Annotated in this window: 17 protein-coding genes; 4 read left to right on the forward strand and 13 right to left on the reverse strand. The window is 65.4% G+C overall.

The annotated features are described in order from the left end of the window. Window positions 1–8 precede the first annotated feature (8 nt). The 4 genes from OG874_RS23430 to dxr form a co-directional block, all read right to left on the reverse strand. Window positions 9–872, reverse strand: coding sequence for a GNAT family N-acetyltransferase (locus tag OG874_RS23430; protein ID WP_330249290.1), 864 nt, complete (start codon window positions 870–872; stop codon window positions 9–11). A gap of 121 nt (window positions 873–993) precedes the next feature. Beyond that, window positions 994–2,154, reverse strand: coding sequence for a flavodoxin-dependent (E)-4-hydroxy-3-methylbut-2-enyl-diphosphate synthase (ispG, locus tag OG874_RS23435; protein ID WP_330249291.1), 1,161 nt, complete (start codon window positions 2,152–2,154; stop codon window positions 994–996). Between the two features lie 179 nt (window positions 2,155–2,333). Next, window positions 2,334–3,536, reverse strand: a complete 1,203-nt coding sequence (locus tag OG874_RS23440; protein ID WP_330249292.1) for a M50 family metallopeptidase — start codon at window positions 3,534–3,536, stop codon at window positions 2,334–2,336. Window positions 3,537–3,762: 226 nt separating this feature from the next. Beyond that, on the reverse strand, window positions 3,763–4,902 hold the full coding sequence (gene dxr, locus OG874_RS23445; RefSeq protein ID WP_330249293.1) for a 1-deoxy-D-xylulose-5-phosphate reductoisomerase: 1,140 nt from the start codon (window positions 4,900–4,902) through the stop codon (window positions 3,763–3,765). A 152-nt stretch (window positions 4,903–5,054) separates the two neighbouring features. Between dxr and OG874_RS23450 the strand changes: the two genes are divergently transcribed. Continuing rightward, the gene (locus OG874_RS23450; RefSeq protein WP_330249294.1) at window positions 5,055–5,321 is read left to right on the forward strand and encodes a DUF2631 domain-containing protein; all 267 of its coding nucleotides are present in this window, start codon (window positions 5,055–5,057) and stop codon (window positions 5,319–5,321) included. Between the two features lie 107 nt (window positions 5,322–5,428). Here OG874_RS23450 and OG874_RS23455 read toward each other — a convergent pair whose 3' ends face one another. After that, the gene (locus tag OG874_RS23455) at window positions 5,429–6,355 is read right to left on the reverse strand and encodes a LysR family transcriptional regulator (protein WP_330249295.1); all 927 of its coding nucleotides are present in this window, start codon (window positions 6,353–6,355) and stop codon (window positions 5,429–5,431) included. A 168-nt stretch (window positions 6,356–6,523) separates the two neighbouring features. Here OG874_RS23455 and OG874_RS23460 point away from each other — a divergent pair, with 168 nt between their 5' ends. Next, window positions 6,524–6,937, forward strand: a complete 414-nt coding sequence (locus OG874_RS23460; protein WP_330249296.1) for a DUF5997 family protein — start codon at window positions 6,524–6,526, stop codon at window positions 6,935–6,937. A gap of 251 nt (window positions 6,938–7,188) precedes the next feature. On the opposite strand, the gene OG874_RS23465 is transcribed toward OG874_RS23460, so the two are convergent. Both OG874_RS23465 and OG874_RS23470 read right to left on the reverse strand, forming a co-directional pair. After that, window positions 7,189–7,461 (reverse strand): hypothetical protein, encoded by a 273-nt coding sequence (locus tag OG874_RS23465; RefSeq protein ID WP_330249297.1) that lies wholly within the window; start codon window positions 7,459–7,461, stop codon window positions 7,189–7,191. After that, complete coding sequence (locus OG874_RS23470) at window positions 7,458–8,036, reverse strand: RNA polymerase sigma factor (protein WP_330249298.1); 579 nt, start codon at window positions 8,034–8,036, stop codon at window positions 7,458–7,460. The genes OG874_RS23465 and OG874_RS23470 overlap by 4 nt, the downstream gene beginning before the upstream one ends. A gap of 768 nt (window positions 8,037–8,804) precedes the next feature. Between OG874_RS23470 and OG874_RS23475 the strand changes: the two genes are divergently transcribed. Continuing rightward, window positions 8,805–9,494, forward strand: coding sequence for a phosphoribosylanthranilate isomerase (locus tag OG874_RS23475; RefSeq protein WP_330249299.1), 690 nt, complete (start codon window positions 8,805–8,807; stop codon window positions 9,492–9,494). Here the strand turns inward: OG874_RS23475 and OG874_RS23480 are convergent. From OG874_RS23480 to OG874_RS23505, 6 genes are all read right to left on the reverse strand, one after another. Then, window positions 9,460–10,107: a hypothetical protein gene (locus tag OG874_RS23480; RefSeq protein ID WP_330249300.1), complete on the reverse strand. Its 648-nt coding sequence runs from the start codon at window positions 10,105–10,107 to the stop codon at window positions 9,460–9,462. The two genes, OG874_RS23475 and OG874_RS23480, sit on opposite strands and share 35 nt — an antisense overlap. Before the next feature lie 210 nt (window positions 10,108–10,317). After that, window positions 10,318–10,617 carry a hypothetical protein gene (locus tag OG874_RS23485; RefSeq protein WP_330249301.1) on the reverse strand — a complete coding sequence of 100 codons (300 nt, stop codon included), beginning with the start codon at window positions 10,615–10,617 and terminating at the stop codon, window positions 10,318–10,320. A 22-nt stretch (window positions 10,618–10,639) separates the two neighbouring features. Beyond that, complete coding sequence (locus tag OG874_RS23490) at window positions 10,640–11,116, reverse strand: hypothetical protein (RefSeq protein WP_330249302.1); 477 nt, start codon at window positions 11,114–11,116, stop codon at window positions 10,640–10,642. 62 nt (window positions 11,117–11,178) lie between these two features. Further along, the gene (locus OG874_RS23495; protein WP_330249303.1) at window positions 11,179–11,430 is read right to left on the reverse strand and encodes a hypothetical protein; all 252 of its coding nucleotides are present in this window, start codon (window positions 11,428–11,430) and stop codon (window positions 11,179–11,181) included. Between the two features lie 3 nt (window positions 11,431–11,433). After that, window positions 11,434–11,742 (reverse strand): hypothetical protein, encoded by a 309-nt coding sequence (locus tag OG874_RS23500; protein WP_330249304.1) that lies wholly within the window; start codon window positions 11,740–11,742, stop codon window positions 11,434–11,436. A gap of 193 nt (window positions 11,743–11,935) precedes the next feature. Beyond that, window positions 11,936–12,292: a hypothetical protein gene (locus OG874_RS23505; protein WP_330249305.1), complete on the reverse strand. Its 357-nt coding sequence runs from the start codon at window positions 12,290–12,292 to the stop codon at window positions 11,936–11,938. A 174-nt stretch (window positions 12,293–12,466) separates the two neighbouring features. Between OG874_RS23505 and OG874_RS23510 the strand changes: the two genes are divergently transcribed. Continuing rightward, entirely contained in the window at window positions 12,467–13,678 is a 1,212-nt protein-coding gene (locus OG874_RS23510) for a helix-turn-helix domain-containing protein (protein ID WP_330249306.1), read from the forward strand. Window positions 13,679–13,712: the final 34 nt, after the last annotated feature.

Here is a 13,712-nt window from a genome sequence, read left to right on the forward strand (position 1 = left end):
ACCGGTGTTCAGTCGAGCAGGATGGTGGCGAAGGTGGCGATCTGCCGGAATCCGACGCGGCTGTAAGCCCTGCGCGCGATCTTGTTGTAGTCGTTCACGTACAGGCTGGCGGTGCGTCCCGAAGCGACCACCGCATTGGCCACCGCGGCCGTACCGCGCGTGCCGAGACCGGTGCCGCGCCGTTCGGGATGCACCCAAACGCCCTGGATCTGCCCGGTGCGCCGCGATAGCGAGCCGACCTCGGCCTTGTAGACGACTTGGCCGTCCTCGAAACGTGCCCAGGCGCGACCGGATTCGATCAGGCTCTGGATCCGACGACGGTAGCCGCGACCGCCGTCGCCTGCGCGCGGGTCGACGCCGACCTCTTCGATGAACATCGCGATCGCCGCAATGAGGTAGCGCTCCAATTCGTCCGGGCGAACCCGGCGGACCTCGGCATCGGCGGTCGCCAGCGCGGGCTGACCGAGGGCGAGTAGTGGCTGCTCACCGCGCAGCTCGCGTTCGGGTCCCCAATGCGTGGACAACATCTCCCATAGCGGCAGCGCCAGCTCCTGACGCCCGACCACCGACGAGCACACCCGCGGCCAGCGCACCGCTCGAGTCGCGAACGCGCGCAACGCGTTCTCGTCGCCACGCAATGGCACCAGATTCGCACCGGAGAAGCACAGCGATTCGGCCGGGCCACCACGGCTCCACAGCTCGCCGTATCCGACGCCGGTATCCAGCCCGAACTCCTGCAGCCGCGCCGCCACCATGCACGAGGCGACCGGATCGCTATCGAGGACCCGCAGCACCTGCGCCAGATCCCGGTTCGCGAGCTGACGCGCCGGGGCATCCTTCGCCCTTCGCGTCGGCTCCAGCAGACTCCGCACGTTCACAGCCTGCCACGAATCAACTCGAAGTGGTATGTCGATCCCGAAAAGGCAACCACAGTGCCACCCAACGTAATCACCACGGAGCGAGTCTTACGAACACACCATGCCGCGGGCGCGGCTAGTTGGACACAGTGACGACGGGTTCGCCGGCGATGGCGTCCTCGCCCATCTCCTCGGCGATGCGCATCGCCTCTTCGATCAGCGTCTCCACGATCTGCGCCTCCGGCACGGTCTTGATGACCTGTCCCTTGACGAAGATCTGTCCCTTGCCATTACCCGAGGCGACACCGAGATCGGCCTCACGCGCCTCGCCCGGCCCGTTCACCACGCAGCCCATCACGGCCACCCGCAGCGGAATCTCCATGCCCTCGAGCCCGGCGGACACCTCGTTGGCCAGGGTGTACACATCGACCTGGGCGCGCCCGCAGGACGGACAGGACACGATCTCGAGTTTGCGCGGACGCAGGTTCAGCGACTGCAGGATCTGCCCGCCGACCTTGACCTCCTCGGCGGGCGGCGCGGACAGCGACACCCGAATCGTGTCGCCGATGCCGTCGGCCAGCAGCGCGCCGAACGCGACCGCGGACTTGATGGTGCCCTGGAACGCCGGACCGGCCTCGGTCACACCGAGGTGCAGCGGGTAGTCGGACTGAGCGGCCAGCTGGCGGTAGGCCTCGACCATGACCACCGGATCGTTGTGCTTGACCGAGATCTTGATATCGCCGAAGCCGTGCTCCTCGAACAGGCTCGCCTCCCACAGCGCCGATTCGACCAGCGCCTCCGGCGTCGCCTTGCCGTACTTCTCCAGCATCCGCTTATCCAGCGAACCGGCGTTCACCCCGATGCGAATCGGGATGCCCGCCGCGCCCGCGGCCTTGGCGACCTCGCCGACCCGGCCGTCGAATTCCTTGATATTGCCCGGGTTGACCCGCACGGCGGCGCAGCCGGCGTCGATGGCGGCGAAGATGTAGCGCGGCTGGAAGTGGATATCCGCGATGACCGGGATCTGGCTCTTGCGCGCGATGGTCGCCAGTGCGTCGGCGTCCTCCTGGCGCGGGCAGGCGACGCGCACGATGTCACAGCCCGAGGCGGTCAGCTCGGCGATCTGCTGCAGGGTGGCATTGATGTCGTGGGTCTTGGTGGTGGTCATCGACTGCACGGAAATCGGGTGATCGCTGCCGACGCCTACGTTGCCCACCGTCAACTGGCGGGTCCTGCGTCGAGGCGCGAGAACGGCCACTGGTGCGGTCGGCATCCCCAATCCGATTGTGCTGGTCACTTTCGGCTGCCTACTTTCGTACGTTCTGTTTGGGCCGTTCGCCTACCGAGCTTAGCCGCGCGGTGCGGTCGCACGCCCTGTGACGGCCATGACATGGGTCATGACACACAACTGTCCCCCGATGCCAGCAATCTGCGGCTCACGAGGTTATCGCTACGGGCCCGCGACAGGTTATCGCGTCAGCGGAACAGCTGGATCGGATTCACGATGTCGGCGACCAGCGTCAGCACCATATACGCGCCACCGATCACGACTGCGACGTAGGTCACCGGAAGCAGCTTCAGATAGTCGACCGGCCCGGCCGGCGCCAGTCCCTTCCAGCCCCGAACCGTATTGCGAATCTTCTCGTAGAGCACCACCGCGATATGGCCGCCGTCCAGCGGCAACAGCGGTAGCAGGTTGAACGCGCCGAGGAAGAAGTTCAGGCTGGCCAGGACCAGGATGAACACGCCCCACAGGCCGCGCTCCGCGGTCTCGCCGCCGATCTTGCTCGCGCCGTAGACACTGACCGGGGTCTCCGGATCGCGTTCGCCGCCGGTCACCGCGGTCCACAGCGCGGAAACCTTCTGCGGCATCTGGGCCAGCGATTCGAAGGTGCGCACGAACATCTGCCCGGTGTACGCACCGGCGGCCGGGATCGCGGCCAGCGCGTTGTACTGCAAAGGTTCGTAGTACTCCGAGCCGACGCCGACCGCGCTGACCTCACGGCCGGGGCTGCCGTCATCCGGGTAGCGCATCACGCGTTCGGGGGTGACCTCGATCGTCTCGGTCTTGCCGTCCCGCTCGATGGTGTAGTTGAACGGTCCGGTCTGCTTCTGGGTTTCGCCGGTGAACTGCGTCCAGGTCGTCACCTTCACCCCGTTGACGGCCTTGACCACGTCACCGCGCTGCAAACCGGCGCGCTGGGCCGGGCCGGTGCCTTCGCAGTCGGCGAGGCTCTTGTCCGGGTTCTGCTGGGCGACACATTTCATCGCGCCGATGGTGGTGGCGGGCGGCTGGTCGAAGCGCGGCAGACCCCACCCGACCGCGAGCACAATCAGCATGAGGAAGCCGAGTAGGAAGTTCATTCCGATCCCGCCGAACATCACCACCAGCCGCTTCCAGGTGGCCTGGCGGTACATGGCGCGGTCGAGATCTTCGGGCGCGAGTTCGTCCAGCGCGGTCATGCCCGCGATATCGCAGAAGCCGCCGAGCGGGAGGGCCTTGAGACCGTACTCGGTTTCACCGCGCCGGAAGGAGAAGACCTTGGGACCGAAGCCGATGAAGTAGCGACGCACCTTCATGCCGGTGGCCTGCGCCGCCCACATATGCCCGCATTCGTGCAGCGCGATCGATATCGTGATGCCGAGGGCGAACAGTACGAACCCCAACGCGAACACCATTTGCTGTACAGCCCTCCTGCGTTGCGCAGCTCGCCTCAAATGAAGTGCGGCCGCCCGCAGCGGCCGCGATTACCCGCACACGCGCGTTCGTCCCGCGCCGCGAGCACCCCGACCACAGTAACCGCACGCCGGCCAACCCTCTGGGGTCAGTCTGCCAGGCCGCCGTTCTGCGGCGCGCCCGATCGGGTCCGAACAGGGATTATCCGATTTCGCTCGGCGCAGTTGATCACCTGTTCACGAGTGCGCGAGCGTAATCACGCGCCCAGGTATCCGCCGCGAGCACGTCTTGCAGGGTTTCGGGTTCGGCGTGCCACTGGCCGGCCGCCTCGACCGCGCGCGCGACGGTGCGCACGATATCCGGGAAGCGGATGACGCCGTCCAGGAAGGCTTGCACCGCAATCTCATTCGCGGCGTTGTAGACCGCGGTGACGCTGCCGCCCGCGGTGCCCGCCTGTCTGGCCAGGTCGATCGCCGGGAATACCGCAGTGTCGACCGGCTCGAATTCCCAGGTCGACGCGGTGCTGAAGTCGCATGCGGCGGCAGCGCCGGGTACTCGGTCCGGCCAGCCGAGGGCCAATGCGATCGGCAGCTTCATATCGGGCGGGCTGGCCTGGGCCAGGGTGGAACCGTCGGTGAAGGTGACCATGGAGTGCACGATCGACTGCGGATGCACGGTGACGTCGATGCGGTCGTAGGGCACCCCGAACAGCAGGTGCGTCTCGATCAGCTCGAGGCCCTTGTTCATCAGCGACGCCGAGTTCAGCGTGTTCATCAAGCCCATCGACCAGGTCGGATGTTCTTTCGCCTCGGCGGGATTCACCGATTCCAGCATCTCGGTGGTCCAGCCCCGGAACGGGCCGCCGGACGCGGTCAGCACCAGGCGGTCCACCTCATCGGCCCGGCCGCCGCGCAGGCATTGGGCGAGCGCGGAGTGTTCGGAATCCACCGGGACGATCTGGCCGGGCGCGGCGGCCCGGGTTACCAGTGAGCCGCCCGCGACGAGCGATTCCTTATTCGCCAATGCGAGCCGAGTGCCCGACTGCAATGTGGCCAGGGTCGGCTCCAGGCCGAGCGAACCGACCAACGCATTGAGTACGACATCGGCCTCGGTGCGGCGCACCAATTCGGTGACCGCGCCGGGGCCGCTGAGCGCGATATCGAGTTGCGCTCCAGCGGCCGGATCGGCGACCGCGACATTACGAGTCCGAGTGGCGGCCATCTGCGCCGCGAGCAGTTCGGTATTGCCGCCGCGCGCGGCCAGGCCGACCACCTCGAACTTGTCGGGGTTGGCGGCAATCACCTCCAGCGCCTGCGTACCGATGGAACCGGTGCTGCCGAGCAGAAGGACTCTCACGATGTCGGACACGGCCCCATTGTCGCAGCGGGGCTAGCGATGTGCCCGAAGGCGGTAGCCTGGCGCCGCTAGCACCGCCGATCAAACACAGCCCTGCTGGCTACGACGAGCGGTCGTATGCCACGATATCGACAGCAACGCCCACACCGAGCTAAGGAGCGATCGTGGCCGCCACGGAACTCGAACCCACCAGTGACCGCGCAATCGTCACCACTGTGGACACCGCCGAGGTTCCGTCCGCCGAATGGGGCTGGAGCGGGGAATCGCGCCGCGCCTTCCGGGTCGCGGGCTGGATCGTCGTCGTGATTCTGCTCGCGATGACAATCGGTAACCACAAGGGCAAGATCGAGGACATCTTCCTCGTCGGTTTCGCCGCGACGATCGCGGGCATCATGATCCGCGACTCGATCCTGCGTCGCAAGCCTCGGTAGTTCGAAATCCGCTGTGCCACAAGGCGAGATCTGCCGCACTGACGACTCGGCGCTTCCGGCCATGAGCAGATTTTCCACTGCCCCTGTTGAAGCGTTGTCCCGCTAGGCTAGCGTCCGCGCCGCTTGGCGGGCTTCTTCTTCGCGGGAGGGTTCTTGGCGGAACCGGCGCGGCCGCCGCCTGCCCGTTTCGGCGCCGCCTTCTTCTGTACTTTCTTGGCTTGGGCCGGCGAACGCGAACTGCGCTCCGAGCGGCCGCGCACCACTCCGACGAATTCCTCGATGAGGTCGGTGGTCTGCGCGGTCGGCCAGGCCAGGGCGATCTGCGTTTCCGGAACGCCCATCATCGTCCGATAGACGAGATCGCGGCGGGCGTGCAAGCGGGCAATCGAATGCGGCACGATGGCGACGCCGACGCCGGCGGCGACCAACTCGATAATTCCCTCGATCGCGTCGATATCGCCGGACTCCTGGATTCGCTCGTCCGCCAAATCCCCCATGCCCACCTGCTCGAAGACCGAGAGCGGGTGGTCCTTGGGCACCACGACGACGGGCAACTCCCGATAGAGCGGTATCGCGCTCATACCGTCCTGATCGATCGGCAAGCGGACGAAGCAGGCGTCGACGCGGCCTTCGCGCAGCGCCTCGAGTTGTTCGGCCATCGGAATCGGGACGACCTCGAGTGGTGTATCGGGGAACCGCTCAGCCCAGATCCTCGTCCACTTGGACACCGTGACGCCCGGGACGAACCCGACCCGCAGTGCGATGTCCTGCGCGGGCACCTCGCTGAGCTCCTCGGCACGCGCGATGATCTCGCGGGCATCTCGCAGCAACTCCTGCCCGGCCTCGGTCAACTGGGTCGGCTGCGCGCCCGGCACGAAGAGTTTGATCCCGAGTTCGTTCTCCAGGTCGATGACTGTGTGGCTCAACTTCTGGCGCGAGATGTTCAGCGATTTCGCCGCGCGCGCGAAGTGCAGTTCCTCGGCAACCGCGACAAACCAGCGCAGCGTTGTCACGTCGACGGACTCGGGGGTCATTCGACACAGGGTATTGCCCCGGGTCATGGCGGCGTGCGCGTGGTCGCGACCGGGCGGGGTGGTCAAGACTCACAGCCCGGCCAGATACGCGGTGGCCTCGCCTTCGCTCGCCCAAGCGCAAGAGACACCGGACGGACTGCGTCCGACTGCGCCTATTAGGCTGTATCGGTGAGCCCGGACAAGAAACCGCAGACCATGAAGCCGCTGACCGCGGCCAACAAGCTCGGCATCTACCTTCCGGCGGCGCCCGAAGACTTCCGGAACTCGCCGATCTCACGCACCGAACTCGACGAACTCCGGAACAACCCCCCGGCCTGGCTGACCGAACTCCGCCAGACCGGCCCGTTCCCCCGCGACATCGTGGCCCGCAAACTCGGAGTTTCCAACACCGGCCTGGCCCGCGCCGACGTCTCCGACTCCCTCGACGCCGAGCAGATCGCCGCACTCCTCGCCGACCCGCCGGAATGGCTGATCCGCGAGCGCGAGAACTACGCCACGGTGCTGAAGGAGAACGAGCGCATCAAGGCCCAGCAGGAGGAGCGCCGGGCGGCATCGAACCGCCCGGCGAAGAACCGCACGTAGCGCGCCTTCCTCGAGTCCCCCACCGGACGTTTCGCGGCGAACTCGGTTCCGCCCTCGAGATTCCTCTGACGCCGGAGCCGAACGCCATCAGGCTCTACCACCGAGGATAGGTATTTCCTGCGGCTTCTACGCGGACCGCGGTCAAGTCGCGCATGCCCTCGGTGCCTGGGCGTCCTCGCACGCCCAGTGGTCGCGCGCTGTCTGAATCCGCTTCCGGGCCTGGGTGATTCGGCAACAGCATCTGAAACCTGTTATATCGCACCGGGATCGGCGGCAACCAGTCGACACTTCCCATCCGCGCACTCCCGCTTCAACCGACCCATCGAGATGGTCTGGATCAGCCCGATCGCCCAGCAGGTCGGGCACCCGCGCAGCGCCACGAAGCCGACCGGCAGGAGCAGCAGACTCGCGGGCCCGAAGGCGGGCATGAGCGCGAACGAGCCGATCACGGCACCGAATCCGACTGCGCCACGGGCCAAATGACGCGCCACCGACGAACTGGCGAAGCTCCCGTCACCGCTCATCGTCGACCTCCCGGATCGGATCCAGGAGAATCAGTTGCATCCTCCCGGATCGGATCCAGCAGACTCTGCTGCACGGCAGCCCTGGCGCGATGCAACCGCGACTTCATCGCCGCGGTACTGAGCCCGAGCAGATCCGCAACCATCCGGCCGCTGTATCCCTGAACATCCCGCATGATCAGCACCCGCCGCTGTTCGCCCGGCAGCGCCGCAATCGCCGCCGCCACACGCTCGGCCTCCCAACGATGAATCGCCTCCTCCTCGGCTGAAGCGATAGCAGAATCCGGAATCCCCTCAACCCGCCGCACCCGCAACCGCAACTGCCGCAGACATTCATTCCGAACGATCCGAAACATCCACGACGCCAACGCCCCCGAAGCCCGCAACGTCCCGATCTTGCGATACAGAATGATCAACGCCTCCTGCGCCGCATCCTCCGCATCCTCCGGCGTCGCACACAACGAGTAGGCGAACCGCCGCACATGCGGATGCGACCCCGAAATCAGCGACGTGATCGACGCGAGTTCCCCGTCCCGTGCAGCAGCGACCACCCTCTCATCGGGCCAGGTCTCAACCACGGGACCGACTCCACCGACGCACCACGACGACACTGCAGGCACAAACAAGCACCACGCCAACAACTATCGCGGCAATGATCACGACAAACCTCCCAATCCCGCGCCGACCCTGTTGCCGACACAAGCATGAGAGACGCACATCCGCCCAAAGGATTCACAGCGTCCTCAACCGAGCATCACCGAGGATCCGGCGGCCGGGGGTCCGTCGCAGGAAATGGACCACCGGGGTCCGGAACTGGCGGCAACGGCCTGCCCGGATCGGGATCCGGATCGGGTCGCGGAGCAGGCACCGGCGGCAACGGCAGGTCCGGATCAGGCTGCGGTAGCGGATCGGGTGTCGACGGCAGCGGGCCCGGCTCCGGTGGCACGGGCTCCGGGTCGGGAAGAGGCTCAGGTCCTGGCACCGGTGGCACCGGATCCGGAATCGGAAACGGCGGGACCGGGCTGGGTTCCGGCGGCACTGGACGAGTCATACATACACCTCCTCATTCGAGCCTTACCCACCCGTGTCCAGCCGAATCAGCCGCGACCGCATCGATGTGACACATGCGGCGGTACTCCGCTGGCGTTCGACGGCAGGCGGCGGAATCAAGCTCGGGGGCGGCGGCCGCGTGTCAGCACCTATTGGCGCCGCACACGAAACTGCGGCGCGAGGACGTGCGCGAAACGCGAACCCGAATCGTTGAAGAGCGCGAGCCCGCGATCAATAAATCCATTCCCCGTGCCGCAGGGCAGAAGCCCACGGGCTCCAATAGCTATCGTGGGACTGTGGCCTTACGTGCAAAGATTTGCGGGATCAGGTCCGAGGCCGATCTTCGGATCGCAGTCGACGCTGGCGCGGATGCGCTCGGATTCATTTCCGGCGTAACGCATTTCAGCGAGGATGCACTCGACGCGGATGCGGCGGCTCGCCTGGCTGGCCTGGTGCCGCCATTCATCACGCGTGTGCTTGTCACTCATCTCGAGGACGCGGCGGCGATCGTCGAGCTCGCCGACCGGATAGGTACCGATGCCATCCAGGTCCATGGCCTCGTCACCGCGGATACGGTCCGTCAAGTCAAGAAGGCAGCCCGCGGCCGCCGTGTCATCAAAGCCGTGCATGTCACCGGCCCGGACGCTGTCGATACCGCACGCGAAGCAGCATCGGATTGCGATGCGGTCCTATTGGATTCGCGTACCGCCAACCGACTCGGCGGGACCGGCCGCACTCACGACTGGTCGATCAGCGCAGCGATCGTATCGGCCTTGGCAGAGCTGAACTGTCCGGTAATCCTCGCCGGCGGTCTCACCCCCGCCAATGTCACCCAAGCAATCGAGGCCGTCCGCCCGTTCGCCATCGACGTCAACAGTGGAGTCGAGACCGCCACCGGCGACAAACAGCCCGAGGCGTGTACAGCGTTCGTGCACGCCGCACACCGGGCATTCAACCGGATCGAACCTCCAGCCCCACAGCCGTAAGCACCAGCGCCGCCGCTACCAGCGTTGCGACCGTGATATCGCTGCCTGCCACCGCCACGCCGACTACCGACGCGACAACTGCCTCGTTCAACCCGACGATCCCCGCTGTCGGGGCATCGAGATCTCGGAGCGCCCACCAGTAGCAGGCGAAACCGGGCCGAGCAGTAACCATCGCCTCCAACGCTTGCGTGGTCGCATACGAGGTGACGAATCCTTCTGCGGAGGTGCGGAATTCGCCGCGGTGTGTGTGCAGCGGGCCCGTTTCCTGCAGATCGAGCAAGCCGGTCAACGCTCGCCGCACCGGCGGCTCGAAGATCGTGTGCGGGTCCGCAGTGATGACGGCACCCACCGCCAGATGCAAACTCAGATGCCGCCAGGTGTCGGCAACCTCACCCCGGCGAAACGCCTCCTCCTCGACCCGTGCGTCTCCTTGCCGTAATCCCGTCAGCAGCCGCTCGACCACGCTGGCACGAGCGCGTTCGACGCGTTTGCCTCCCACCGCCGCGACTTCCGGCTGCGAAACGATCGACGCCACGTACGCGCACGCATATAGCGGTTCGGTCCGCGAATCACCGTCCAGCGTCAGCGATATCAAGAACGTTGTCGCCCGCAATAGCGCTCGTGCCGCACTTTCGTGCGGTAGGGGCTGCTCGTCGAACGCAATTGCCCGCTATTCAATGCCGAGTACAGTTCACCCGCTATCGACTCGGTCGAGGCATACGACCCGTAGACCACCGAAACGACGAGCGCCCCGAACCGCTACAGTGAGATTCGGAGCACTGTCGTCGTTTTCACGGATTAGGCGCGGCGCAGACATACTGCACTAGAGCAGGTGCGCTATGCGGTCGATCATCCAGTCGGTTGCCGCGTCGTGGTCGTTACCAGGGATTTCCCGAGTCGCATACATTGGCTTGCTCACGAAGCGGTGTGAACCCTTGCCCATCTCCGGTCGCACTGTCCACCACCACAGTTCGCGATGCAGCTTCGGGCCATTGCTCGCGTCCTGCGGGTGCCTGCGTCGCGTCCTCGGGCGCGACAGCCTACGAGCGAGCGATTTCGCCCGATCACGCAAACTGATCGGCCCGTGGTAGTCGGCGTATCGGCGTCCATTGAGCAGTGACATATCATCCTCTATCCGCATTGGGTCACAACCCGCACATGGCTGCGGTCACAACCTTTTGCTCGGAGACCTGCGGGAGCTCGAACTTCCGTCCCTGGATCGTACCCGAGGCGTTGGCGTAGATCCGATAAACCCCAGGCACGCACGGCGCTTGGGTCGTGTATGTCTGACGCGATGTGGGGATGATGCTCGACCGCTTCACGTCACCGATCCAATCCCACGTGTTGTCAGGTGTTCGCCGCTGCAGTTGCAGGTAGTAGTTGTGGGTCAGCCCCGCGTCGGCGGGTACGGAATCGCACTCCGCCCATCCGTAACCCTCGATATTCGGGATCAGAACTGTTGGTGTGCTGTAGATGAAACCGTGGTCGCATAGGGGCTTCTTCGCCTCTCTGACCAATGGCCCGCCGGGACTGGCGTTCGCGACGTTGCCACTTGTACCGGAGATCAGCAGCGCGCCGAGCGCGGCGACGATGACGAACAGCCGAGAAATGTTGTAATGCACGAGATTGCCCCCATTCTTTCATGCCTGAGCAGCCGATACCGCCCAGTACTCTCATGACGTAATCAATTCGCTTCGATATCGACGACGCCGATAGGCGTGATCGTGAGTGCGTCGGCTTTGTCCAGGTCGGCGTCCGAGTCCGAGACCCATCCGTCCGCGTCAACCGGCATCATCAAGCCGTCCGCGCCCTGAAACATCGGACGACTATCGACAGGGGCGCAGTAGAGCTTCTGACGAGTGTCCTCATGGAAGACCGCGAGCAGTGCGCGCACCGATGGAGCGATATCCGTTCGCGCGGAATGCAATTCGGACATCTGCTACCCGCCGATCCCCGGCGAGGGGAGATCTGCCATGTTGAGCAGGGCCGTCCAGAAGTCTTCGCGAACCGCGTCCCACAAGTCGCCATGCTCGGAAAGCAACTCCCGAGCGTCGGCGAGATCCGGGTATCCGTCGAACATGATCGTGCCGGGCTGCGCGTCGGGCAGCTTAGTGCGCGATGGGAGGCGGTATGCGGTGAACGCTTCGCCGGTGAGCTGCACGCGCAGTATGCGGGCGGCGCGGTCGACGAACTGCCACACCGCGACCTTTCCTGGTATCGCGGTGGTGTGCAACGGGTTTCGTTTCATGCTGTCCCCTCGGGCTGGTTCATTGCCCCAGATGGTGGGGGAGATGACACCCCGCCACCGGGCCGTTCGGTATTGGTCCACTCGTATGTGTGGAGGGCTTCGAGGTAGCGCTGCATCACCTCGGTCGGTACATCGCAGTAGATCGAGCGTGGCGGCCCGACGAATGCGGATCGTTTCGGCAGTCCTCTGGCGGTCATCGCACAGCACTCGCATCGGGAACGGCGTGCCCGGCGTCGACCAGGGTCCAGAACGCCTGGTACTTGGCGACGCACAGGTCGGTGCGGCATTCGCAATGCCGTTGCACTTCGGTGTGCGCCTGCTCCGGGATGTACGGCTCGGACTGTGAGTGATGCGACGGTTCGAGCGCCCACGAATCAGTTCGCACGGCGTCCTCGGCGGCAACGCGATCGAGAATGTCGATGCTCGACACGGCACCGTCGGGTAGGGCGTCGTCGCGGTCTGTCAGGTAGGGCAGGCCATATCGGAAGGCCCACCATACGACAGCAATCGCGGCATAGAGGACGATCAAAGCCATCAGTTCTACTGCCATGGTTGGCACCCCTCGCGTGTTCCGGCTGGCGTGCACTCGGCGCCGGGGATGAGGGCCTCATCGACCCGGCGCCGGGTGCCATAAAAGCGTCAACCCTGGAGGACAGACGAAGTGCCACAGTTTGTGGCACGCTTGGCATCACGGGCACTGTCCAATGGGGATGTGGTGATAACGATGACCCAAACGGCCGCCGGAGTCGGCGATCGCGTCCGCGAACGACGCAAGCTCGCCGGATTGACACAAAGGCAATTCGCGGAGCGATCCAGCATCTCGATATCGCTGATCAGGAAGGTTGAGCAGGGCGACAAGCCCGCGAGTCCGGCCTTCATCAGCGCCGCGGCCCGAGCGCTCAAGACCGGCATCGATGACCTGACCGATCAACCGTTTCCTCGCAATACACGCGATGAGCAGTTCGTCCATTCCGGTATCTCCGACATCAGGCGTGAACTCGCCTCATATCGGATCGAGCCGTTCGGCGACATCACGCCCCGACCGATTGACGAACTCGCCAACGAGGTGGCGACCGCGTCGGCATACCGGCACGGCACCAAGCTGGGCGAGCTGGGCCGTATGCTGCCCGGACTGCTGGCCGACCTACGTACGGCCTGGTACTCAACCGACGAGATCCGTGAGCTGGAACGGATCTTCGCGCTCGCCGCCGAGGCGTACGCCGCCACCTCGCAAGTCGTATACAGGCTCGGTTATATCGACCTCAGCAGTATGGCGGTCGAACGGTACGAGTGGGCCGCAGCCCAGTCCGGTGACGAGCTGATGGTTCTCGCCGGGGACTACCAGCGCGCCGGCGAGCTGATCATGGGCGCGGATTGGAATGCCGCCGGACGACTGCTCGAGGGTAGTCGTTCGCGCATCGAGGACCAGCTCGGCGACGGCGACCCAGGGGTACTGAGCATGTGGGGGAACCTGCATCTCAAGAGCGGGCTCGCTGCCGCGCGCGCCGGACGTCGCGATGTCGCCGACGCGCACCTTGCCGAGGCCGCCGAGACCGCAGCGCGTATCGGTGAGGACCGCAATGACTACCAGTTGTGCTTCGGGCCAACGAATGTCGATATCTGGCGGGTTGGGCTGGCAGTAGAGGGGATGGACGGCACGGAAGCGGTCAAACGGTCGAAGACGATCAAACTGCCCCCGCAGACGCCGCGTGAGCGCGCGGGACACCACTACATCGATCTGGCCAGGGGCTTCCTACTGCACGGCGATCGGGAGGGCGCCCTGCATTCGTTGCAGATAGCCAAACGTATCGCGCCAACTCAGACCCGCTATCACCCGCAAGTGCACGAAACGGTGCGACAGTTGGCCCGCGACGACGCCCGCAGCACAGAAACCATCCGCGGATTCGCAGCATGGTGTGGTCTAACGTCATTCTGAGCACTTGACTCAACCGCCCGGCCTCTTCGGAGAC

This window comes from Nocardia sp. NBC_00565, assembly GCF_036345915.1.
Classification (GTDB): Bacteria; Actinomycetota; Actinomycetes; order Mycobacteriales; family Mycobacteriaceae; genus Nocardia.